This is a genomic window from Paenibacillus sp. KS1 (assembly GCF_001680695.1).
GTDB classification, from domain to species: domain Bacteria; phylum Bacillota; class Bacilli; order Paenibacillales; family Paenibacillaceae; genus Paenibacillus_B; species Paenibacillus_B suaedae.
In genome coordinates this window covers 68,854-93,047 of sequence record NZ_MAIS01000011.1, presented here as the reverse complement: position 1 = coordinate 93,047, position 24,194 = coordinate 68,854, and the positions used below count along the sequence as shown (strand labels likewise).

Annotated in this window: 22 protein-coding genes, 1 pseudogene and 1 riboswitch; of the genes and pseudogenes, 13 read left to right on the top strand and 10 right to left on the bottom strand. The window is 44.8% G+C overall.

Annotated elements, in window-relative coordinates; all coding sequences use genetic code 11:
* Positions 1–635, top strand: a pseudogene (locus tag BBG47_RS05990) (hypothetical protein); the annotation flags it as partial.
* Between the two features lie 167 nt (positions 636–802).
* On the opposite strand, the gene BBG47_RS05985 reads toward BBG47_RS05990, so the two are convergent.
* Positions 803–2,338: a fused MFS/spermidine synthase gene (locus BBG47_RS05985; protein ID WP_065290944.1), complete on the bottom strand. Its 1,536-nt coding sequence runs from the start codon at positions 2,336–2,338 to the stop codon at positions 803–805.
* 241 nt (positions 2,339–2,579) lie between these two features.
* Here BBG47_RS05985 and BBG47_RS05980 point away from each other — a divergent pair, with 241 nt between their 5' ends.
* The 3 genes from BBG47_RS05980 to BBG47_RS05970 all read left to right on the top strand — a co-directional run bounded on the left by BBG47_RS05980 (position 2,580) and on the right by BBG47_RS05970 (position 5,539).
* On the top strand, positions 2,580–3,065 hold the full coding sequence (locus BBG47_RS05980) for a hypothetical protein (protein ID WP_065290943.1): 486 nt from the start codon (positions 2,580–2,582) through the stop codon (positions 3,063–3,065).
* A 120-nt stretch (positions 3,066–3,185) separates the two neighbouring features.
* On the top strand, positions 3,186–4,163 hold the full coding sequence (locus BBG47_RS05975; RefSeq protein WP_065290942.1) for an NAD(P)H-quinone oxidoreductase: 978 nt from the start codon (positions 3,186–3,188) through the stop codon (positions 4,161–4,163).
* 389 nt (positions 4,164–4,552) lie between these two features.
* On the top strand, positions 4,553–5,539 hold the full coding sequence (locus BBG47_RS05970; protein WP_065290941.1) for a hypothetical protein: 987 nt from the start codon (positions 4,553–4,555) through the stop codon (positions 5,537–5,539).
* Positions 5,540–5,664: 125 nt separating this feature from the next.
* Here the strand turns inward: BBG47_RS05970 and BBG47_RS05965 are convergent, their stop codons facing one another.
* The 8 genes from BBG47_RS05965 to BBG47_RS05930 all read right to left on the bottom strand — a co-directional run bounded on the left by BBG47_RS05965 (position 5,665) and on the right by BBG47_RS05930 (position 12,700).
* A complete protein-coding gene (locus tag BBG47_RS05965) occupies positions 5,665–6,144 on the bottom strand; it encodes a DUF6530 family protein (RefSeq protein WP_005549197.1) in 480 nt (159 codons plus the stop codon).
* 151 nt (positions 6,145–6,295) lie between these two features.
* Positions 6,296–6,655 carry a GIY-YIG nuclease family protein gene (locus tag BBG47_RS05960; protein WP_065290940.1) on the bottom strand — a complete coding sequence of 120 codons (360 nt, stop codon included), beginning with the start codon at positions 6,653–6,655 and terminating at the stop codon, positions 6,296–6,298.
* Positions 6,656–6,695: 40 nt separating this feature from the next.
* Positions 6,696–7,655, bottom strand: coding sequence for a vWA domain-containing protein (locus tag BBG47_RS05955; protein WP_251490180.1), 960 nt, complete (start codon positions 7,653–7,655; stop codon positions 6,696–6,698).
* Between the two features lie 140 nt (positions 7,656–7,795).
* Positions 7,796–8,914 (bottom strand): AAA family ATPase, encoded by a 1,119-nt coding sequence (locus BBG47_RS05950; protein ID WP_065290938.1) that lies wholly within the window; start codon positions 8,912–8,914, stop codon positions 7,796–7,798.
* A gap of 12 nt (positions 8,915–8,926) precedes the next feature.
* Positions 8,927–10,141 (bottom strand): MFS transporter, encoded by a 1,215-nt coding sequence (locus BBG47_RS05945; RefSeq protein WP_065290937.1) that lies wholly within the window; start codon positions 10,139–10,141, stop codon positions 8,927–8,929.
* Positions 10,142–10,143: 2 nt separating this feature from the next.
* Entirely contained in the window at positions 10,144–10,623 is a 480-nt protein-coding gene (locus BBG47_RS05940; RefSeq protein ID WP_065290936.1) for a DUF6530 family protein, read from the bottom strand.
* A 382-nt stretch (positions 10,624–11,005) separates the two neighbouring features.
* Positions 11,006–11,560: a GNAT family N-acetyltransferase gene (locus BBG47_RS05935; protein ID WP_065290935.1), complete on the bottom strand. Its 555-nt coding sequence runs from the start codon at positions 11,558–11,560 to the stop codon at positions 11,006–11,008.
* Between the two features lie 48 nt (positions 11,561–11,608).
* Positions 11,609–12,700: a hypothetical protein gene (locus BBG47_RS05930; RefSeq protein WP_065290934.1), complete on the bottom strand. Its 1,092-nt coding sequence runs from the start codon at positions 12,698–12,700 to the stop codon at positions 11,609–11,611.
* 259 nt (positions 12,701–12,959) lie between these two features.
* Here BBG47_RS05930 and BBG47_RS05925 point away from each other — a divergent pair, with 259 nt between their 5' ends.
* From BBG47_RS05925 to BBG47_RS05915, 3 genes are read left to right on the top strand one after another with little or no spacing between them, the layout of a single operon-like run.
* Positions 12,960–14,120 (top strand): MFS transporter, encoded by a 1,161-nt coding sequence (locus tag BBG47_RS05925; RefSeq protein ID WP_065290933.1) that lies wholly within the window; start codon positions 12,960–12,962, stop codon positions 14,118–14,120.
* 44 nt (positions 14,121–14,164) lie between these two features.
* A complete protein-coding gene (locus BBG47_RS05920) occupies positions 14,165–15,100 on the top strand; it encodes an aldo/keto reductase (RefSeq protein WP_065290932.1) in 936 nt (311 codons plus the stop codon).
* 55 nt (positions 15,101–15,155) lie between these two features.
* The gene (locus BBG47_RS05915) at positions 15,156–15,914 is read left to right on the top strand and encodes a DNA-binding response regulator (RefSeq protein ID WP_065290931.1); all 759 of its coding nucleotides are present in this window, start codon (positions 15,156–15,158) and stop codon (positions 15,912–15,914) included.
* A gap of 51 nt (positions 15,915–15,965) precedes the next feature.
* Here BBG47_RS05915 and BBG47_RS05910 read toward each other — a convergent pair whose 3' ends face one another.
* Positions 15,966–17,315 (bottom strand): lytic polysaccharide monooxygenase, encoded by a 1,350-nt coding sequence (locus tag BBG47_RS05910; protein ID WP_254659754.1) that lies wholly within the window; start codon positions 17,313–17,315, stop codon positions 15,966–15,968.
* Between the two features lie 359 nt (positions 17,316–17,674).
* Positions 17,675–17,847: riboswitch (M-box (ykoK) riboswitch) on the top strand.
* Between the two features lie 155 nt (positions 17,848–18,002).
* Here BBG47_RS05910 and BBG47_RS05905 point away from each other — a divergent pair.
* The 6 genes from BBG47_RS05905 to BBG47_RS05880 all read left to right on the top strand — a co-directional run bounded on the left by BBG47_RS05905 (position 18,003) and on the right by BBG47_RS05880 (position 24,095).
* The gene (locus tag BBG47_RS05905; protein WP_065290930.1) at positions 18,003–18,734 is read left to right on the top strand and encodes a response regulator transcription factor; all 732 of its coding nucleotides are present in this window, start codon (positions 18,003–18,005) and stop codon (positions 18,732–18,734) included.
* Complete coding sequence (locus BBG47_RS05900; RefSeq protein ID WP_065290929.1) at positions 18,734–20,143, top strand: sensor histidine kinase; 1,410 nt, start codon at positions 18,734–18,736, stop codon at positions 20,141–20,143. Before BBG47_RS05905 ends, BBG47_RS05900 begins: the two co-directional genes overlap by 1 nt.
* 82 nt (positions 20,144–20,225) lie before the next feature.
* Positions 20,226–20,780, top strand: a complete 555-nt coding sequence (locus tag BBG47_RS05895; protein ID WP_065290928.1) for an FG-GAP repeat domain-containing protein — start codon at positions 20,226–20,228, stop codon at positions 20,778–20,780.
* Positions 20,781–20,783: 3 nt separating this feature from the next.
* Positions 20,784–21,770, top strand: a complete 987-nt coding sequence (locus BBG47_RS05890) for an LCP family glycopolymer transferase (protein ID WP_368072434.1) — start codon at positions 20,784–20,786, stop codon at positions 21,768–21,770.
* A 38-nt stretch (positions 21,771–21,808) separates the two neighbouring features.
* Positions 21,809–22,954 (top strand): putative lipid II flippase FtsW, encoded by a 1,146-nt coding sequence (ftsW, locus tag BBG47_RS05885; RefSeq protein ID WP_065290927.1) that lies wholly within the window; start codon positions 21,809–21,811, stop codon positions 22,952–22,954.
* A gap of 4 nt (positions 22,955–22,958) precedes the next feature.
* On the top strand, positions 22,959–24,095 hold the full coding sequence (locus tag BBG47_RS05880; RefSeq protein WP_065290926.1) for an FtsW/RodA/SpoVE family cell cycle protein: 1,137 nt from the start codon (positions 22,959–22,961) through the stop codon (positions 24,093–24,095).
* The last annotated feature ends 99 nt before the right edge of the window (positions 24,096–24,194 follow it).

Here is a 24,194-nt window from a genome sequence, read left to right as displayed (position 1 = left end):
CAACTGGTTCGACTGGTGCGACAGGAACGACCGGGGTAACAGGCATCACCGGAACGACAGGAGCAACAGGAAGAACTGGGGCTACTGGTATTACAGGAACCACCGGTACAACAGGAGCAACCGGAGCAACTGGCGCGACGGGGCCATCATCCACAGTTTCAACGAAAGCTATACTATTTAGCGGGGCGAACTCAGGGTTTCAACGAATCTCTGGTTCTCCAGGCGCTGCATCTAATGAGATACCTTATGTTGTGCTCGGTCCAGGTAATGTATCTGGTTTTTCCGGCTCCATCAATGTGAATAATTTAGAAGCAGGCACCTATTTATTTCAAGTATGTGTTAACGTTGATAACAATGCTTCCTCACCAGCTCCGAGCTCCATTGTATCGACAATAACGATTGTAACCACAGCTGTCATAACCGGGACAATCGTGTTTTCGATCAGACCAGCAGACATTGGTGCACAGCCAGTTTACGTATATAATCCCACAGTATCAACGGCACCGGCAACAATCTCATGGACGAGTGTCATCCCTGGAAATGCAGTCGTAAGGAATAATGCAATCTCACTCTATGCTGCTCCCAATATTACTCAAAGCGCTGTATATACAGTTTTCTTTACCACAACTTCTTAGAGCTACGAATACTTCGTTATGAAAGTAACGAGAAATGAACAGACGAGAAAGCTGATCTCCGTATACAAGTCATTTGAATCCTGTTGTAAATACGCTGATGAAATAAATATAAGCCACTGTACATGAACATTCGTTGTTCAGTATTGTGGCTTTATTCGTTATAAGGATTAAGGGCGATCCGGAATTGACCCAAAAATCATCGAATCCGTTAGCATTTCAGTTGGAGCATGGTTGTCAGTCAATACTTGTGCGTTGGCAAGCAGCTCATCATTCACTTCCTTTAGCCCTTTCTGCCATTGTTCGAGATACGGGTGAATGGGACTATTCAGATGTATTCGATTGAAATTATCTATTTGCAGCGGGCGTATGGATCCAACAATCATGTAGTTGTATTGTCCGGACGACTTCACGATGTATGTGTTGGGAAAAACCTGCTTCACTGTCTTCGCCATCGCTAAGAGAAGTGGCGAATCGGGTGTTGTCACGTTCACATTTAAAGCAGTGAGCCCATCTGGATTCAGATGCAATCGAAGGGTATCAAAAAACTGCACAGTCGATAAATGAGCAGGAATATAGATTTGCTGCGAGTAGCAGTCGACAACTATGATATCGTATTTTTGATTCGTATTACTAATAAATACACGCGCATCCTGATTCACAATCTGAGCATCTTCAGGCTTCAGCCCCATAAATTGATAACCAAGCGCAATAACCTCGGGATCCAGTTCTATACCAGTAACATTCATATTTGGAAATTGTGGCTTCACATACTCAGCCAACAACCGAGGAATCGTACCACCAGCGGAACCCAATACGAGCAGTTGATCCGGCGAGTTGGTCAAATAGGGAAGCACTAAATAATCATTGTAGTAGTCGCCAGTATGCAATCCTGGCTTAGCCCTCCGGATCGATTGAACACCACCGCCCTCGTTGTATACTAAAGAAATATCTCCATTAGAAGCCTCGACGACTCTGACATATTGGTAGAACGTATCCTTGGACCAGAGTACTTTCTCATTTGCGGAAGTAGACACGTTGTCATTGATGAAGAAATAGGAAAGCACAGGAACAAGTAGAAGCAAAACCAACCAACGCTGCTTCGTATGTCGCAGTCCCCAACCGCTAATTACAATCAGAGCAGCAGACCAAATATAAATTGACTCTCTCGCTCCCAACAATGGGATCGTAATCATAGCAGTGCCGAATGTGCCCAATAAACTCCCTAATGTGGAGCACGCATACAGATTGCCAGCTACACGGCCAATGTCCTTCGATTGATCGGATACTAACCGAATTGCAAACGGACTCACCATCGCCAGTAAAAATACAGGGGGAGCAAATACGATTAAAACGGCGAAGAACGAACAGAAAATAATCCAGACGGGTGTATTCATTATGCCATTGGTAAGAAACTGAAATATGAAGCTACCCCATAAGGGCAATAAGGACACAAGGACACCGGACAGTAGTGACAGCATCATTAACAACTTGCCGCTCGGCCAACGATCGGCCCATTTGCCACCAACCCAATATCCGAGAGAGAGTGATAGAAGGATAAGTCCAATAATGTTCGCCCACACAATCATCGAAGTACCAAAGTATGGCGCCAGGAAGCGGGAAGCTGCAATTTCGATCGCCATGACGGAAGCGCCCGTGATGAATACATATAGATATAGAAAACGGATTGAGAAATGGTTATTCAAGTATTCACACCTCAAATTAGCTAATAGGATCAATGCTTCTGAATCAGTGTTCACACAATTGCACCTATTCATACTGTCATTCCTCAGTTACCATGTGGGAAATATCTGCGATCCCGTCATCTGATCAATAACTTCATTTACATTTATAACTTGTTTCAAAAAAGAGTAGCTCTATTGAATTCTATAATCTGGTAGTATTTACGTAGATACGAAAACTAGAACGATAGTGGGGGCGGTTGGAATGTCACGATACAAAATGCCAATTATGATTGTTGCCCTGTTGTTGATTTCGGGCGTACTAGGTAATCATGTGTATCAGACACGAATTACGTATTCACTACATGATTTAGTCATGGATTATGTAAATGAAGCCAAGATCGAATCAATTTTTCTGAAGAAGTTTATGTCAGGAGACAATGAAGGCAACAATTACGCTCACATCACCGATAACAAACAAATTGAGCTGGTTATGAGTACGCTTCAAGATATTCTGGTTCGAAATGACTTCTCGGCATCCAATTTCCCCGAATACCCAGCCTATCTGCTATCTTTCTATGGAGAAAAGGGTGATATGGTGTCCTATATCATGTCCGAAGGAGGCGAGATTTTACTTCATGGGTATGCAGACTCAAGTAATAAATCTTATCGGACTATAGATGATGCCCGTCAAAAACAGCTCAAGCTTCTAAATCAATGGTTAGTAGAAAAAAGTGACGGGACGTCATGAAATTACCCTAGAAACGAACTCCGATACCGTAATCTTGACTTTAAGGGTTGCCTTAAATATGATAGTTTCATAACTATCAAACAAAGTGGAGAGAGAGATACATAAACAAGGAGGCTCTCAATGAAGGGTGTAATCGTGAACAAACCAGGTGGACCAGAGCAGCTGGAGATAACAGATTTACCGAGCCCACAGCCGCAAGCTGGAGAACTGCTAATCGAAGTGCATGCTGCAGCAGTGAATCGAACAGATATTGTCATGCGCGAAGGCAAGGCCGGATATGCTACGAACCCTATTCTAGGGGTAGAAGTTGCCGGAACGGTCATCGAAGTCAATGGAGAGAGCACCTATACGGTTGGTGATCGAGTAATGGGGCTTGTTAATGGGGGAGGATATGCCGAATATGCGGTCATGCCAATTGACCGGGTGATCCCGATTCCCGATTCATTCTCATTTGCTGATGCGGCGGCAATTCCAGAAGTATTCTTAACTGCGTACCAGACGTTATACTGGATTGGCAAGCTACAACAAGGCGAGACGGTGCTTATTCATGCAGGCGCCAGCGGAGTAGGCACAGCTGCGATTCAACTTGCGAAACAGATCAGCAAGGCAACCGTAATTGTAACTGCAGGTTCTGCGAAGAAGCTGGACTTCTGTCGAGAATTGGGTGCAGATGTACTCATCAATTATAAGGAGCAATCCTTTGACGAAGAGGTGCTTCGTGCTACGAATGGGCAAGGGGCAGATGTAATTCTGGATTTTGTAGGGGCGGATTATTGGGAGAAGAACCTTGCCAGCATCAAGAAGGAAGGCCGGTGGGTGCTCATTGGTGTGCTCGGCGGGGTCAAGGTACCGCAGGTGAACTTATTTGCCTTAATGGCAAAATGCGTACAAGTCACAGGAACCTTGCTGACGCCTAGAAGTGATGAGTACAAGGCGAAGCTGACACAGGATTTCGTCATGAATATTATGAAACACTTCGAACGCGGGAGCATAAAACCAATCATCGATACCTCCTATCCATTGGAAAAGGTGAGCGAAGCTCATGTGCGCATGGAGAGAAACCAAAATACAGGTAAAATTATTTTAAAGGTGAAGTGATTTATTTTTTCTCCCTTTAGTAATTCCCTGTCCTTTTCTTAACTAAGGAAACTTACTTCTTTCTTTCATTGTAGATACTTATTCTATAAACATTTCCAGGTTCCCTTGTTAAACTGTCATTTTTCTCAATGGAATCGTTGACTTCTTGAAATACTGGGTGAGTGTCGTAAAGGAGTATTTATAATGACAAATGTTCGGAGAAATCAAAATAAAAATATATTCATGAAGATCGAGGATCGCTAATATAAGTATAGCGGTCCTTTTTGCATCCAGCATGTGTAAGCGATGTAAAGAGAGGGAGAGGAGAATCAGCTTAATAAAAGGCTTGGACGATTTACGAATGCATAAAGACTTTATCATCAATAACATGTGAAGGAAGGTATGATGGCATGAAGAATAAAAAATGGTTGGCGTTGCTAGCTTTCCTAATAGGGCTAACCAGCTTTATTTCGTCTGCTGGCGCTTCTGAGGTCATTTCACCGCAACAGCGATTGGCAATCTATTATGGCTGGCCTTCTGTCGTAAATGGTGCGGGTGGAAATGTAACAACTGCAACGAACACCTTTGCTCAGTTTGATATCATCGTGTTTGGGGCAGGTCTTGAAGAAACAACACATGGAGATCATGCTAACACAGTTGCGGTTATAAACAATCTAAATGCACTCGGCGGCAAGAAAGTGTTTGGATACGTGAATTTAGGATGTACTCCGAACCCTGATACAACAGCAATTAAGCAAAAAGTCAACAAATGGAGTGATATGAACGTATATGGTGTGTTCCTTGATTGCGCAGGATTTGATTATATTGGCGTAACCAGAACAATCCAGAATGATATCACTGATTATGCACACGGAAAGGGTCTCAAGGTGTTTATGAACGCTTGGAATCCGGATCATATTGGAGGAGATCTTAACGAAAAAGGAGTGTATCAGCCGTCGCGTGTCGGTGCTGGTGACTGGTATCTTGCCGAGAGCTGGCTTATATACAGCAATACGTATCAATCGATTTCTGACTGGGCTGTAAAGGCTGACAAATGCCTCACCTACAAACGCAATAAAGGCATTGAAACGGCTGTCATCTCTACGAATGCCCCGAGCAGCGCCCAGCCAACAGATAATACGACCGATAAATTTAAAATGGCTTGGTGGGCCGCGGCTATGTACGGGTTTCCGTTCCAGTGGAGTGATAGTTGGTATTCCGCTGGAAATAATGTGCTGAACCTTTATCCAGACGCAGTGAATTACGGCTCGTTGTTTATTGGCGATCCGGTTCATCATTCAGCCTCAACCAGCAATTATCGCACAACGGACACAGGCACGATCTATGTGGTAGGTGATGGTGCTAATACAGGGACAGGATACTATACGGCGAATTAAATAGACATTATTTAGCCAAACACCTGAATTGCCCACACCACTCCGGTATTTTCCGTTATAAAAGAAAGGGTGCCGTATAGGCACCCCAATAATTAAAGATCTGACGTAGACTCTGTAATCAGCACTTAATATCCCATATCTTTCAAAATTTTAGATAACGTACGCAGACGCTCGCCTATCATCTCATCATCATTGCTTAATGCTTGGCTGAACAGCTTAATATCCTCATTAATTCGTTCATTGTCCGTACATACCGCCACAGTCATGGCATCTCCTTGCAGGCCAACTCGGTCGATGATAGGCTGCTCGGGATCATAAAGATGCTCATATCGGTAAGCTTCACGAAAATGCTCCAATGAACGGCAAATCAGAATGGACAAATCAAGTACACGATGAAGAGGGAGCTCTTCTGACTGTCTGGACCATTTTTCTCCTGTGTATCTCCACACCTTAGCAGAAATATCAATCTTTCCTCTATCATTCCATTGGGCCAAACCTAACGAGAGGCCTTTGGCATCTGTATTGGGAGCGAGTCGGCCATCAATCTGCTCATAATTTTCTGACACGACAACAGGTTTATGTTTTAACGTAGTAGGTATTTTCATGTTCTGACCCTCTTTTCATTTACTAATTTACTAAATGACTGTTTCATCTTATCTTGGATTTCAACGATAGTCAATCTGCCGGGTAATCTGGGACATATAAGAAAGGGCGGGGAAGCCTCCCCGCCAAATTCTTGCAATGAACACCAACAACTTATTCCTTAGGTCGCTTGTTATATCCTTTGTCTCCATAGGGCTGCAACTTTTCAAGCCAGGGCTTTATGATTTGCTTCACTTCCCAGCGGATGTCGGTCACCTTATCGGTTTCCTTCTGCTCAAGAATCTCATAGGTGAAGGCACTAGAACCGAATTCCTTCCAATCCTTCTGGAGCTGAGCATTTGCAAATCTGCCCATGTCCAGCTGCATTTGCAGCGTGAACCATTTATTTTTCAAATTGGGGTAGCTGTCAATAAAGATTTTACCGTTTGTGTTGTTCTTGATCTGGATAACCCCCATGTAAGTCTTGATCTGCTTGTAAGCTTCAATAAGCTCCTTGCGCTTGTTCATATCCATGTTGTTTGTTCTCCTTTTCAAGGATAAAGAGTGATGTGAATTATATATACCTAGCGATAATTCGAACTAACTTTGCAGGCAGCTCATACAAATTTGTAATATCCAAAAAACGGTCATTCCCGTAGATGGCATGAATGATATCCTTGTCTTGACCGATTGCAGCTGCAAGGAATCGAACACCTTTTCGCTCATATTCCTCTATCGTTTGCTGCATGTCATTCACTGCATAATCTCCTGTGTAATCGTCCATTGCTTTGGGCTGTCCATCACTAATGCTAATGAGCAGCTTGGTTTGTTGTGGTGACACGGCTAACCGTTCCGCCAACATCCGCAGCGCCATTCCATCACGATTATTACTTCTGGCCTGAATGTTCATGAGTCTGAATCGGTCGCTTGGATCTGGCTTCTCAAAGTCGGTGTAAGCAAAGATCGACATTTGCTCCATCCTGGAAACATCAGCCGTGTCGCCGTAGATGAGTATGGGAATCTGGCAAATCTGACAAAATTCATAGACTGCAATAACCGCTTGCTTTGCTGCCTCCAATCTGCCAAATGCAGACATCGATGCGGATTCGTCAATCCTGAGGCCAACCACTAGGGAAGGGGACTCAGATGGAGGGCGTTTTTTGGCAAAATACCGATAATCCCTGTAAGCCACACTATCCGCCTGAAACTTGCTTCCATAGTAACGATTCCTTGTATATTCGGAAGACACCTCATGTTCCAGCAACGGAAGTGTCTTTCTGGCAATTTCCCTCACGATTGACATGAGTCCTTTGCTGAGACGATCGTAATCGTGCTGATCTTCTAGCGTATAGTCTGGTCGGTGAACGATAAGCTTCACCTTTTCATGAATCGTATTCGACACCATTTCCCTTGCGGCACGATTCAGTTTTTTGCGAAAATCGCGCTCTTTTTGTTTTTCATCCTCAGTCATTGGCGCTGGATTGGCCTGATGATATTGGGGGGAGCCGTCTTCACCCGTATCTGTACTTTTCATATCGCCGTGAGAATCCACAGATGTTAGTGATGAACGATCCTCACTGTCCGCAGATTTTCTAAGTGCTATGCCTTTTTCCTCGGTAAGGCTGTCAGCATCATAATCAAGATCCGAATCGATATCTCCCCATGTCTTAATTTCTATTGTATCACCGATTTTCTGTTTTTTTTTACCTGATTCGCAACGTCCTCTAAGCTAGCAAGCAAACCATTCTTCTCAAGTGCCTCTTCCAGAATCTTAATTTCTTCGTCATCGGTTGTTATTTTATAGATGACCTTATGATATAGGGACTCTTTGACGGAGGCTCCTCCAGCAACTGCATCTGTCCAGTAGAAAAAGGAACGCATTCCAGCCACGCCTTTGATGGCATTTGCCCGAGCTGTTCGATCCAAAATGATAATAACATCTGCTAACACGCTCAGCACCTTTTCATCCTGATACCCTGTTTTGGATATCGCGCGTTCCATCATGACCTCTTTGCCGGGCAGATCCATCTTTTCCGAGTGTTGAACTCTGTCACGCAGAGCTTCGTTTAACGGTCTGGCCCCCGCATAGCTGCGATTTGTTGTAATGACTGCGATAAAGTCTGGGTGCCTGTGTATGATCTCGGTAGGGAGGTTTATGCTTCCGTCCAACTCCAGAGCAGAATTTAACGCCATCAATACTGCAGCATCACGAATCACGTTTGGTTCTTGAACTTCCAGAAGATATCCTTTTTGATACGCTCTAACGATTTCAGATGGGTAAAATCGGTACTCAACCGCTTCGCCGTCGGTGTATTCCGCTGCACGCTTTAGCATCTGCTTCATTTGTAAGGCGGCCTGTTCCTGTGTAATCTGTAGCGCATCCATTAGCACTTCAGTAATGTGATGCAAACTATCGCTGTCATAGATTGCTTGCCATATGCGTTGCTCCGCAGGCTCCAGCTTCTCTAATTGCTCAGAAGGAATGACGGGCAATATCGCGCCGATAATATCGGATTTATCCATATCCGCAAAGCAGGTTACTTTCGTATACGGCAATCCGAAATTCGCAGACAATGCTTTGGCTAGTTGTGTTTTACCGGAACCGGCATCGCCTTCTAACAGAATATTAGCAATTTTCATTTCCCCGCGATCCCAATTGCGCTTTACTTCTTTACAAATACGCTGTTCTTCTTCGCTGATCTGATGAGAGGAAGGCTTCTTCCAAACCAGCCTGTTCTCTTCATCCGTCAGTTGTCTTGCAGGGGACAAGACATAAGTTTCATGTACATTCATTTCATGATTCTCCTATCTATCATGATGCAGATCTTCGTTTATCGGTTGTTTTTTTTCAATCAGGAGTGGGGAGAGCAAAAGGGTTCCCACAATAATCAAAACACCGCTCAACAGATATACAGTGAGAAGTGAAAACATTTCCTTCAAATAACCGGATAAAAACATGCCCATGACCATCATGCCCATAAAAACTGGAGTGATCACACCGGATACTCGACCCATAAACGAACTTTCCGTATTGCGAACAATAAGCGTCTGGATGCCGCCATGAATACATGGGTAAAACAAGCCGCTAATTACTAAGAGAACAACAGTCAGCCAAATCAGACTAGACGCACCAATACCCATCGTACAGACGGCGGCGACAAGCAAGCCGATCGTGAGCAGCAACTGCGGCTTAATCTTTTTGGCGATTCCCATAATGGCAATTCCACCTACGAACATGGCTGCCCCGTTGGCCATTACAAACCACTGTAAATCTTGTTTGTTTAATCCCAATTTCTCGATGACAAGGAAGATTTGAAGCGGTTGAGTCAGACCCGATGCTAATCCGACAGCTGCGAAGGTCATGCAAAGTGTGCGTAACGATTGATTCGCCCCAATATAACGCAGCCCGGCCGTCAGCTCCTTGAAGAAGCTGCCAGCATCAGTCGTTTTCGATTCTTCCACATCGCGTGGGAGTGTGGACAATATGAGCGAAGCTCCCAGGAAGAAAACACCCGTCAAAATTAGAGATACGTTAATTCCAAATTGAATAAATAGAAACGTGCCGATGATAGGTCCCAATACCGTGAAGATGGCAACAAGCGTTTGAAACATCGCCATCACGCCTTGCAGTTGTTCACCTGGCACATGCCGCTTGAATAGTTTCATGGCTGAAGGCTGAGAAAACTGGGACAGACTGGCCGAAATAAATGATCCGATCAGGAGGGCAATCCATCCGTTATTCAAAACGGCAATCAACACAGCTACAACGGACAAGGCAGACAGCAGATCACTCCATACCATCGTTCGCTTCGGCTTCCATCGGTCGGCAAAGGTTCCGCCAATGAGTCCGAATAGGAAAATCGGAGCAAATTCCGCGACTGAAATCAGCGATACATAAATCGGATTATTGTTCGTTAATTCGGTAACATACAACAGAACGGCATAATTCCGGATCCAAATTCCGAGTTGCAGCAGTACCCGGGAGAGGATAACGGTTCGAACATATCGATTGGATAACATCGTCAATACCCCATATCCTTTAGCATTTTGGACAAATTGCGAAGGCGTTCGCTGATCATCTCATCGTTGTCGCTCAGCGTTTGACTGAACAGCTTAATGTCGTCATTGATCCGCTCATTTTCCGTATCAATTGCCACGGTCATGGCATCTCCTTGCAGACCAATCCGATCGATGACGGGTTGCTGCGGGTCAAATAAATGCTCATACCGGTATGCTTCGTGAAAATGAGCTACAGAGCGGCAAATCAAAATGGACAAATCAAGCACACGATGGAGGGGAAGTTCCTCCGAATTCTGCGACCATTTCTCTCCCGTATGTCTCCATACCTTGGCAGAAAGTTCGACCTTGCCATTGTCATTCCGCTGAACCAATCCCAGGGAAAGACCTTTCACATCAGTGCTTCTGGCGAAGGGGCCATCAACTTGCTCATAATTATTCGACACGACAACAGGCTTGTGTTTTAACGTAGTAGGTATTTTCATTTTCTCCCTCTTTTCAATTTTGTATTTACTAAATTACTAATTTACTAAATTACTAAATTACTAAATTACTGCTTCAGTTTATATTGGATCTCATCAGGAGTCAATCTTTTTTGAAGCCCGTTTTTTTGTTCTTGATATTTGATCGAGAAGTAGTTGGAAGAAAAGGGGAGGCTAGGAAAACCGGATTTACGCGGAGACATTATCGTCAATGTACAATCCGGAGATGATGCATCTGAGTGGAGCATACACCGCAAATGCGATGAAATGTAAGAAGATCATTAAGGGGAAAAGAGCATGACAAAGGAGCTGTTAGGAAGGTAGCAAACTACCGTCCGACAGCTCCTTTGTCAGTTACGTATAGATACAGGGAAATGTCATATCATTACCTCATGTATAATGCCTCAAATTCCTCTTTGGTCATACCGAAATACACCTCGTCGTGGTACTTCCCATTGGTGTAAATCATGCTACGCAGTCTGCCTTCCTGGATGAAACCAAGCTTGCGATGCAGGTTCATAGAAGCTTCGTTGAAGGAATAAATGCAAACGGTTGCTTTTTGATATCTCAGCTCGAAGAAATAATGCTTCAAAATGGTTAGGATCATATCACTGGCGTAGCCCTTGCCCCGATAAGCAGGGAATACAGATATTGCGTAATCGAAGGTCCCGTTTTTGGGGTCAGTGCCATCAATCTCAATGGTACCGACGACGTCTCCCTTATTGGCATCCTCGGCGATCCAGTAGAAATCATGGCTATTTTCCGAAGCTCCCTGCGAGATTTGCTCGATCCATTCTTCCATTTGAGCTTGCGTCCGCGGAAATGCGATGGAGTCTAAATTTTGCAGTATGCTGTCATCCAAACTGTCGAATATGACGATATCCTCTGCAACAGGTGTGCGAAGCCGAATACGCTTGCCTTTCCAATATGAAATATCCATTCGTAAATTACCTCATTTCGATAAGATGGAATAGAAAAAATAGGTGTATCATCTTCTTTTTATTCGGTTTATTTTCTTTTTCTCCTTTACTAATTTCATTTTATAGAAACGCATGTCTTTCTTTTTTTGGAGCACTTCACTGCATGCGTATGCCTTTTTTAATAGGTTTAAGTAACAAGCGTTCGTGCGGCTGATCATCCACTTTCCATTTTCATAGCAGAGGAGTGCAGTCGTCATTTTCTGTTCTTTGCTCAAGCCAAGACAGATATCGAACCAGGCTTCACACATTGATCTACCCAGTCCGGTTTCCTGCCAACTATCAAATTGAGATAAAAGTTGTTCCCATAGCTGCGCGGTCTCATAAGCCTCAGCATAATCGTTATTCATCACGCGCAGTTCAGTAATATCAAGGAGTGCAGAAGCCATATCTCTTGGGTCATTAATAGAATCTAGTTCCTTTTGTTTATAATAGATGGCCTTCTCATAATTTCCGATTTCTTTGGCACGATAATATATGGTTGTGGTGCTAGCTTCAGCGTCCTGTTCAAGAATGGCAAACAGTCGTGCTGCCTCTTCATCATCCTTAAAATCGATTGCCCGAGACAACAAACTATCTGTAGATTCTTTATCGATGCTGTCTGGGAACCATAGGGCCATTCTTTGCATAAATGATTCGATATCTTGCTCTGTATAGAGGGTTCTCAACTTATCCTTGCGTTCGTAAAGATAGCTGTTCGATTCCGTAAGACCAACTTCCTCTATGTATGTACACGTTTGTTCCACTCCAACTGAGAATATAAATTCGTCAAAATAACCGCAATACGTATCGAAGTTTGCGGATTTGGCTTTCTCAAATATCCATACATTTTCAAGCTTGCGGAATTTGGCCAGTAAATAAGAGAGGAGCAGCAGGGAATCCCCGTATCCTTGGAACGAATCATGGATACGACTCTCCACTTCATTCTCCATCAAATATCGAATAAAATCATAATCTTCCTCTCTCCAATCATACTGAAGTGCAATCGCTGCCGCATATCGTTTCCAATAGTTTGCGTCAGAATCCTCATATTCGAACTCTTTCCATAGCGCCTTGGAATTTCTGAACGCCTCGATATTTCGTATAATTTCTTTGGCTTCCAACAAGCAACCCTCCATTATCATTCTGATTGTAAACGATGAATGATATCTATATCACTCTGATATCCACTTCTATATCTATCCTATATCTTAACAAAAATTAAGGCGAAGCTTAACGTCTGAATCAGGACAGATGTTGCAGAGATTGATAACGTTATAGGTGCCAGAACGAACTGCTCAAATAGCTGCTTATCGGCTAGAAACAACCCGATCTAAAATGGAGGGATTCATTATTCACATTCATCAGGATAGGAACTCAACAATGTCCCTGCTGGCGCTTATGCTGTGCACGTTTGCGATCGGCACTACTGAATTTATTACGATGGGTATACTGCCAGAGATATCAAGAGATTTGCATGTATCCATTAGCGCTGCCGGATTACTCGTAACTGGCTATGCCATTGGTGTGGCCATTGGAGCACCACTCTTAACCGCGATTACAGGGAGGATCGAGCGCAAACAGCTACTGCTCGGACTGATGCTGCTCTTTGTGATAGGGAACGTGCTCTGTGCTGTAGCACCTACTTATGCATTTCTGCTGGTAGCACGATTTGTGGCAGCATTTGCTCATGGAACCTTCTTTGGGGCAGGTGCGGTAGTTGCCTCTAAGATCGTTCCCGCGCATAAGCAAGCAAGTGCTGTTGCCATGATCTTTACCGGGGTTTCTGTCGCGAACATTGTTGGCGTTCCCTTAGGAACATTTGTTGGCCAGCAATTGGGCTGGCGCGCGTCATTCTGGTCAGTTGGTGTGCTTGGATTGCTAGGCACACTTGCTGTAGCTCTATGGGTTCCCCGTATAACTGTTCAAGCGAAGAGCCAGTTGCGACAAGAGCTGCAAGTATTGAAGAGCACACAAGTTCAACTTACGCTCGTAATGACGATATTGAGCTTTGTTGGAATTTTTGCAGCCTTTACCTATGTCGCACCGCTGTTAACGGAGATCACTGGGTTTTCTGATGATCAGATTACTCCAATTCTGCTTCTGTACGGAGTCGGATTGACGATAGGAAATACCTTCGCGGGCAAGCTTGCGAATCGACGCATTATGCCAACTGCAATCGGAGGACTGACCCTATCTGCTCTTGCCATGGGGTTGCTCTATTACACGATTCATGTGAAGTGGGCAGCAGTATTGACAATTCTGTTATGGGGTCTGGCCTCATTCGGTCATGTGCCCGCCTTGCAGATGCGCATTATTGAGAAGGCGAAGGGAGCACCTAATCTGGCATCATCATTGAACATTAGCGCTTTTAATCTGGGGATTGCACTCGGATCATCGCTAGGTGCTTGGGTTATACATAGTGGGTTCGGGCTCACAGCAGTGCCTCTTGCGGCTACAGCGCTTACGATCATTGCCATTATGGTTGCCCTGTATGGGTGGAGACAAGATAAAGTCGTCAACGAAGTAACTAGAGCGGTTTAACAGTATTCGTGAAATAGAGGTAGTTCAGAAAAGGAGAGATTCGTATGAAATACACGACATTAAAGAAAACTTCCATCCAAATATCGGAGATTGGATTCGGAACAAATGCAGTAGGCGGGCATAACAATTACACCAATGTAAATGAAGATATTGGGAAACAAACGGTTCGAGAAGCCATTGAGCAGGGAATTACGTTACTGGATACAGCAGATGCCTATGGGTTCGGGCGTTCGGAGCAATTGATTGGGGAAGTTATTCAAGATTGCCGGAACAATCTTGTACTAGCAACCAAGGGGGGAATCGAGAAGCTCGAAGACGGCAGCATTCGTTTCAATAATCATCCCCACTATCTAAGACGTGCTGTAGAAGCAAGCATGAAACGGCTTCAGACGGATTATATCGATATATATTATATTCACTTTATCGATGAGCTCATTCCGCTAAGTGAATCAATCGGCGAACTTACTCGTCTGAAGGAGGAGGGGAAGATTCGTGCAATTGGTATTTCCAATGCGACTTTTAATCAAGTGAAGGAAGCGAATGCAACGAATGCAATCAATGTACTGCAAAGCCCATACCATATGCTCGATCGTTCAGTAGAACAGGAACTACTTCCGTACTGTCTTAACCACGATATTTCGTTTATTCCTTATGGGCCTCTTGCGTTCGGAATATTGGGTGGGAAATACAAACCTGATATGACACTGGATGATGGGGATTGGCGGAAGGACTTAGAACTGTTCCAGCCTGATGTGTTCGCGCAGCATCTTGCCCGCGTTGAGAAATTAAAGGATATCGCAAGTGAACAGCAACTTACGCTGCCGAATCTCGCACTTGCTTGGTTGCTGCAGCAGCCAGGCGTGGATGCAGTTATTCCTGGCGGGAAGCGGGTAGAGCAGATTCATGACAATGCAGCGGCAAGCGGCATCCAGCTTCCTGCATCAACATGGAATCAAGTCAAAGTCGTTCTCGAAGGATAACGGATAATAACGAGTACAGGAACAAGCCCTGCCAATCATGTTGGAGGGCTTGTATTTGTATATTGGATTCGCAATTTACATTGCTTCTCTCCCTATATACAATAGAACTTGGCGCTTCTATGCGAACAAGGGAATAAGAGAGGGAAGCGATATGGAGCTATCCGTGTATACGAACAACCAATTTTTCTTTACATATGTCAGACATCTATTCGACGACAGAATGAAACTGACTCATATTGAGGACTGCCACCGATTCCGAGAAGCAATTGCCCAGGCAGCCTCCCATAGCATATTCTTATTAGATTCGAATCAGATCGAGGATGACACATGCTTCACCCGCATGATGACAGAGACTAAGGTGCCTATCATGATCGTGAATCCAGATGAGAAGGATACATTGAAGAAGATTATGATGTGGGAGCAATCCATATCTGGAATGTTGGGTGTAGATACCGTGGAGGAGCCGATCAAGGGGAGTCATGCGAAAGAGATTGATGGAGCAGTTGTGCTGGGTGATAATCACACTCTATTTCACATCGCGAACCACTCCATACAGAGGCAGGGAGAAGAACAGGTCTTATCGACGCTGGAATTCAAGCTGCTCTATCATTTGGTACATCAAGATGGACAACCAATATCAGCGCAAGAGCTTGCGGATCAGTTGGATACCTCCGAGGGTGTTCTCTACATTTACATCAAGAAAGTTCGCGAAAAAATTGAAGCAGACCCAAGTCATCCGACCATTCTGCAGCATCTTAGAGGCAGAGGATATATACTTCATAAATCCAGAAGCATGGAATCTGTCATACGATAAGGAGCCCCTGACGAGTCAAGGGCTCCTCTCTACCCAAAGGCAGACAGCGAATTACGATTTCAACAGCCAGAGAGCGGGAACATTTGGAGGCTCCCATCCCACAAGAGACGTATGAGCAACAAGCGCCGCATAGGTTTTACCGTTATAAGTTACAAGCGCACCAGCCGCATAGGAGGTATTGGCTGCCCACGGTGTGGCCGTTGGGGCAGGCGCTGTTGTGACGCTTACTGTATTGCTGCTAGGCGACACATTTCCGGCGGCATCATAAGCAATGACCGTGAATGTGTAAGCGGTATTCGCCATAAGCCCAGTCACTGTATACGTCACCCCATTTGTGGTAGCTACCAAGGTCGATCCGTTATAAACGCGGTATCCAGCCACGGCTACATTGTCCGTTGATGCTGTCCAAGACAGCTTCACGCTCGTAGCAGTAATATTTGAAGCGGTCAATTGAGATGGGGCAGTTGGCGGCTCTGTATCCGGCTGCGGTGCTGACGTCTTGAAGGATACGGCGTTGCTGTTAGCGGATTCATTGCCCGCGGCATCGATGGCTCGCACCGTATACGTATAGGTTGTATTCGGCGTTAGTCCCGTTAGCGCGTATGTTAAAGTGGTTCCATTTGTCGATCCTACGAGTATGGAATCTTTATAAATGTTATACCCCGTTACGCCTACGTTGTCGGTAGAAGCATTCCAAGATAAATTGGCGGTATACGCCGTAACGTTCGATGCGGCAAGATTCGATGGCGGCGTAGGCGGGGTCGGATCGACAGGGGAACCGCCGCCGAAGTCCACATCAATGACGTTATAGAACGCGTTTGCGGTGTCAGCAATTTCCCACACGGCAAGGATTACTTGGTATCCCGTCCGGCTTGGAACATTGCACGTGTCGGAATAAGAATGCGGAGGCTGCTTGCCTTTATAATCCACGTTGCAGAACGGAGTCAAGTCGAAGGAGGCGCGACTAAGCGGCGCATTCGGATTCCAATCCTGCTTCGTAATATAATATTTCCAGCTAGTTGTTGCGTGGTTCGCTTCAATCGTCCAATGGAACGTAGTCGTTCCTGGGGTAATGTTCACCTTGCTCCAGCGCGTTGCCGATTGTTGATCAAGCTCTGGAAATGCACCGTTCGCACTGGCGATTTTGCCATCAGCCGGCCCTGCTGCTGGAAACCCCTTATATGCTTCCAAGCTTTGCGGTTCATAAATGATAAATCCACAGTTCTTGTTCACCTTCTTCGCGCACAGATCAGCTCGGCTGCTGGGAGAGTCAATGTAACCGTGCGCCAATACAGTCCCCGAGAACAAGAGCGTGACAACGAACATCGCGAGCATGATTCCACCTGTAACCAACCATTTGCGCATTCCTGCGTTCCACGTACACGTTACTGTCAAAATCATATTCCTCCTTCAAATGAGCATAATTTTACAACTAATGCTAACTCGTGCTGTTGTAGATTAGTGAAGTTACACCTTCTTTCCTGGCATTGGATATTTCCAGTGCAAAAAATTGGTTAAAAACTCATGATGAGTCTATACCGGATGAAAAAGGAGCCCATCGTCAGAACACAGAAAAATGTATACGCTTTAACTATGAGGATGATGAAAAGAAAATTTTTTACTTGTGATCGAAACTCCCTTCGAGTCAAGTGCAGCCTCATTCTTTGGCTGTTCTAAAATCGAGATCAATCCAATATGAAAGCTTGTCCGATCGCTTCATTGACAGTTCCGGACATTGAAGGTAAGATGCAGGAAGAAGAATATGTCCTCGTTAGGTGAGGCTCCTATACAAATACAGGCCACTGCCCGGAAACATCGAGAGATGCCAATGGGTAGAACAGGGATTGCCGGATTAAGGCTTTTCATAATGTGGCTAAGAAGCGGGAAGCTTCTTTACGTTGTATAGTGCCAAAACTGTACCAGGGGGAAAGAAGCTTATTTGAATTGTGTGCAGCTGCAGCAACTATTCTCAATACTAGCTCTCCCACTTGGTAGGGAGGGCTTTTTGCTGTGTTTAGCACCATACTATCGCGTAAGAGCAATCAACAATTACGTCCGTATATCGTTACCTAAGGAGGATAAGCTGAGATGAACAAATTGGAAAGCACAATGGAAGTAAAGGAAGCCGTCCGCAATCACGTGCTCGTGGTAGAGGATGACCATCATATACGGCGTTTTATTTCGATTAATTTGGAGCGGAATGGATTTCAAGTGAGCGAAGCTGCGATGGGCAGTGAGGCAATGATGCAATTTACAACGAATCGACCAGATGCTGTCATTCTCGATATAATGCTGCCTGATATGGAAGGCTTCGAGATATGCCGTCAAATCAGAGATGTGGATTCCGAAGTGGTCATCATCTTCCTGACAGCGAAGGGACAGGATTTCGACAAAATTAAAGGGTTAGAGCTCGGTGCAGATGATTATATCGTGAAGCCGTTCAACCCGCTGGAGCTTGTCGCAAGAATCAACACGGTATTACGGCGCTCAAATCAGTCCTCACATGTATCCAGTAGAATAATTGAGTCAGGGCCAATTACCCTAGACAAGGATGCGAATAAAGTATGTAAGCATGGGATGAAGATCGAGATGACTCCGAAGGAGTATGGCATGATTAAGGCATTTCTTGAACATCCCGACAAGGCATTATCGCGCGATGAATTATTGAATTTAGCTTGGGGAGAGGATTTTGTCGGTGACCCGAAGACAGTCGATGTCCACGTTCGCAAGCTGCGAGAGAAAATTGAGGACGACAGTTCGAATCCGAGACGAATTGAGACGGTATGGGGGATGGGCTACCGCTGGAAGAGAGGCGAATAATGATAGGTATCCAGCAGAGACTAGTAGGCAGCTATTTAGCTGTTATATTAACAACGGTATGCATCTTAGAAGTCATCTTGATTACGTCAGTGAACTATTATTATCACTACAATGTAGAACGAGCGCTCATTAATCAGGCGCAGATCTCAGCCGCCTTTTTTCAGCAATATTTTGCTGAGGAAGAAGTAACGGAACAGTCAGAGAAGCTCGTACGAGCTTTCTCCCAACATACTTCTGCTCAGGTGCAGATCATGGATGCTGCTGGACACATCATTCAAGATTCATACGGTACGCATGCAGGCAAGGAGATCAATCAATACACTGATGTACAGCAAGCTGCTGCTGGAGAGGTAGGCACTTGGCGCGGTTTTGACGATGACACCAATGAGCATATTGTTTCGGTATCCTATCCGCTCCAATCCGAAGGCAAGACTGTTGGAATTGTCCGCTTTATCAGCTCACTGACCGGTACAATCGATGCTGTTCGCTATATTTCCATCTTGTTCATATTGGCAGGAGTACTTGTTGTTGCCATTGTAGCTATGCTTAGTATCTTTCTATCTCGAACCATTACGGAGCCCATCCGCGAATTAAAAAAAGCAGCGGAAGTCATGGCGGATGGCAATTTCTCAATCCGCGCCAAAAAGATGTACCGGGATGAATTAGGCACACTGGCAGACACGATGAATGCAATGGCTTCCCGAATTAGCCGCAATGAGCAGCTTAAGAATGAATTTATCTCCTCTGTCTCGCACGAGATTCGAACCCCGTTAACGAATATTAAGGGATGGGCTGTCACGTTGAAAGCAGGTGGAACACGTGAAGATGAGTTGGTAACGGAAGGACTGGATATTATTGAATCCGAGACCGATCGCCTATCCCAATTGGTAGATGAATTATTGGATTTCTCTAAGCTGGATGCCGGCAGGCTGGAATTAGCATTCAGCCTTGTTGATGTACCACGTCTAGTTCAACAGATCGGTATATTGCTCTCACCGAGAGCTGCCCGCTTAGGAATCAAGCTTCATATTCAATCAGATCCTATGCTCCCTATGATCTCTGCTGACGAGAACCGTCTGAGACAAGTACTCATAAACCTGTTAGATAACGCGTTTAAATTTACGAACGAACACGGAGAGATTGATTTGAATGCGCGTACCTATGAACATGAAGTCGTGATTTGTGTCAGAGACACAGGCTCCGGTATTCAAGAGCATGAACTGGGCATGGTCATGAAGAAATTTTACAAAGGGAAGAATAGTCCGACGGGTAGTGGTCTGGGATTGTCTATTAGTGAAGAGATTATTCATCTACATCAAGGCAGAATTGAGATGGAGAGTGAGCAGGGCATTGGTACCGAAGTTCGAATCTATCTTCCTATTCATCACGAGATTGGCAGAGAAATTTAACGATTTCATAACCCTTTCATAGAATTGAAAATATACACTAGTACATGGAATACGGACAGGCAAGGAAAGTGGGCGTGAGCAAATGAAAAAACAGATTGTGCGGCAGGTATTGATTTGGGGTGTTCTTATCTGGACAGTTGGCTGTGGTGTTCCGGCAGCGCCAATCGACCTCATTCAGTCACCGATACCCGCCAGTCATATCCATGAAGCTGCTGTTCGCCGAGCATTACCAGACGGTTCCCGATTATTAATCCCGAAGCATGGGGGAGGGAATACAGGAATATCGTACGGCGACTTTGATGGGGATGGCCACGATGAAGCAATCATCGTATACGAAGAGAATGTGCGTAATGAGAAATTGCGTAAAGCAGCCTTACTCAGATATGAGAATAAGCAGTGGAACATTGTCTGGAATACGAAGGGCTATGGATACGGACTGGATTATGCAGGTATGGCTGATGTCAACAAGGACGGATTGCCCGAGATCATATTGGGTTGGACAATGGGTGGCGGAGAAAATGGACTGGATGTGTACACCTGGAGAGATAAAGATGTAAAACTATGGGACAAAAAAACATACAGCGGGCTAATTGATATCCATGAAGAGGATCATTCTGGGAAGTCACAAGAGAAGTAGGGAATGAAAGAGAAAGGAGCAGTTATGAAAATCAAGAAAAAGTGGATTGTAATCTCGTTGTCATTCGTGCTCGTTATGACAGTGGGTTATGTACTGCGCAAGGAACTTGCCCTCCTGACTTTTGACATGTTCCTCTCGAATCAGGTGGAGAAGAAGCTGGAGGAGACATATAAGCCGATAACGATCAAAGACCCATTAGTGCATGACGAGCCATTTTCGGTTCTGCTTCTCGGCATCGATCAACGGGATAAGGAGGTAGGACGATCCGATTCCATGATCTACTCCATCGTGAGGCGAAAGGAGAATCGGATCCTGTTAATATCCGTTCCACGCGATAGCTACACCGAGATTGTAGGTAAAAACAAGCAAGACAAAATCGCCCACGCTTATGCATTTGGCGGGGCGAAGATGAGCATCGACAGTGTCGAGCAGTTGCTTAAGCATCCCGTTACCCATTATGCAGCGATCAATTTCACCGGCTTCAAGAACGTCGTGGATGCGTTAGGTGGAATTAAGTTACCGATAACAGAGGATATCGTAAATAAAAACTGGAATCATGACAAATTCAGAATTGAAGCGAACAAGCCAATCTATAACGGACTTGAGGCTCTCAACTTTGTACGCTACCGCGAGGATTCCGATATGAATCGCATGATGCGCAATCGGATCTTTTTGCAGGCGGTTGCAGAACGGGCGGTACAGCTTGATAAATTTAGCCATATTCCAGAAATACTCGATATCGCTGGCGATCACTTCTCAACAGATATTGCCCCTACTGATCTGATTGACTTAGCCAAGTCCATTTTCATGAAGGACAGCATTCCACAATTTAGTACCTATGCATTAGATGGGGAAGGTATGATGATGCATGATATATGGTATTACAAGCTGGACGAGGAGGATCTTGCGTATGCGCGTAAGCTCATTGCGAACTGGCTTGATCCTACCATAACAGCTGAACATTTGATGGAGCCTAAATCTAAGCATTAGTTTGCATTCTCTCCCGTGCAAGAACGGAGGCATATGAGATGGAACCTACAATCACAAGAGGACGACCTGATTTCCTCTTACTCCTTTCGGTCGTGCTGCTCGCCTGTTTTGGAATGGCTATGATCTTTAGTGCTAGTTCCGCATTAAGCAGCTTGAAGCATGAGGATCCATGGTATTACACGTCGAGACAGGTCAAGTTCGCTTGCATTGGACTCCTTGGTATGTTCGTGATGATGAATATTCCAATACGATTCTGGAAGAAGACGGCACCCTATCTCCTGCTGCTATCGGTAGTGATGCTGATTGTCGTAATGGCAGCCGGAAGCAGTATGAATGGGGCGAGAAGATGGATTGTTGTGGGCGGATTTCAGTTTCAACCCGTGGAATTTACGAAGCTTGCCCTCATTATGTACATATCATCACTTATCAGTAACAAGGGAGAACGCATTCGAAGCTTCAAGAAAGGCCTGCTGCCTATTCTCATTGTCGTCAGCTTCATTTCCTTGCTCATTATGAAGCAGCCTGATTTCGGGGCAGTGCTTATGCTGCTCTTCATCTGTCTTACCGTCATGATTGTTGGCGGTGTGCATTTGCGTCAACTAGCCGTTTTATTTCTTGCTGCTCTCCCTGTCCTCTTCTTCTTGGCATTCAGTCAGAGCTATCGCTTGCAACGGATTGCTTCATTTATAAATCCGTATGATGACCAACAGGGTTCAGGCTATCAACTGATTCAATCCATCTATGCATTGGCACATGGTGGTATAACAGGAACCGGATTCGGTCATGGAATTCAGAAGCTGTTCTATCTACCTGAAGCGCATACGGATTTTATATTTGCGGTCATCGGAGAAGAATTCGGCTTTCTTGGCTCATGTCTGGTTGTATTCGTTTTCTTTGTCCTAGTTGTAAGAGGCTTCATGTCTGCGCTGAATAGTGATGATCCATTTGCGATTATGCTAGGTACCGGAATCGTCAGTATGATCTTTATTCAGTTCATGCTTAACTTAGGAGCAGTGACCGGTTTACTTCCCATTACTGGAGTTCCGCTTCCCTTTGTCAGTTATGGAGGCTCCTCCTTAATTCTATGTATGGCAAGTACGGGCATTATTCTTAGCATTTCTCGTGATAATTATCGAAGACAGCAGCTGCAAGGCAGCGGTCGGAAAGGAATTCATAAGGAATAGACCTATGATCATATTTTTGCGTAAACTTAGTAAGGTTGACAAGCTGACTCTCGTTATCGTCGGATGTCTCGTAGCTATTGGTACGTTAGCCGTGTATGAGGCAACGATAAATACGAAGCTGCATGGCATTCATATTAACAATCTCATCTTGTTCGGCGTATTCTGTGTCCCGATGCTGATTCTAGCAACAATTGACTACAATATATTAGTTGGGAAGCTATCCTATGTATGGTATGGATTAGGTATTGTGCTGCTCTTGCTCGTCATGTTCAAGGGGGAGAATATTAATGGAGCAGTTCGCTGGGTTAGTATTGGAAGCTTCCAACTGCAACCGTCAGAGATGATGAAGATTGCTACAGTATTGCTGGCGGCTCATTTGCTGCAGAAGCGGGGAGGGGATCAGCTTCGCTTCGTACAGGACATCCTGCCACTTGCCGCAGTATTTCTCTTGCCCACAGTAATCATCATGAAGCAGCCGGACTTAGGCACCGCACTCGTATTTATCGCCGTGATGATAAGTATGTTGTGGATGGGAAATGTGAAGGCGACTTACATGATCATTTGCCTCTCCGTGATCGCAATTGCGGTTGGAACGATCTGCTGGCTCTATTTCGTGGATCATGATTTGCTGGCCAAACTTGTAAAGCCGCATCAGATGTCGAGGATTCAGACCTTTCTTGATCCAACCAGCGACCCTGATAAGTCATGGCATGTGAAAAATGCAATGAGCGCCATAGGGACAGGCGGACTAAGCGGAAGTGAAGGATTTTACATGGATCGGGGCTTCATTCCGTATGCGTATTCGGATTCCATCTATGTTGTTATTGGGGAAAAGTACGGGTTTATCGGGTCTTCCATCTTGCTTCTGCTGTACTTCATGCTTATCTATCGAATTGTCCTCATTGCAAATATGAGCATGAACCTGGCTGGAGGATATCTCGTAATTGGATTAGTAGGCATGATCGTCTTCCAGGTGTTCGTGAATATAGGCATGCACATCGGACTTGTCCCTCTAACCGGGCTATCATTGCCGTTCATTAGTTACGGAGGAAGCTCCTTGCTTACGAACATGCTTACGATTGGCTTGGTCATGAGTGTACATGTTCATCGGGATAGCATCCCTCTGCAAATTACTGCATAAGAAGCAGGGCTTAAACTTCAGAGGATTTTATGAGCGTTCAAGCGTTTATAACTCAAGTTGTCTCCACAATTGGAAATGTAGTACGATAATAAGGAATCT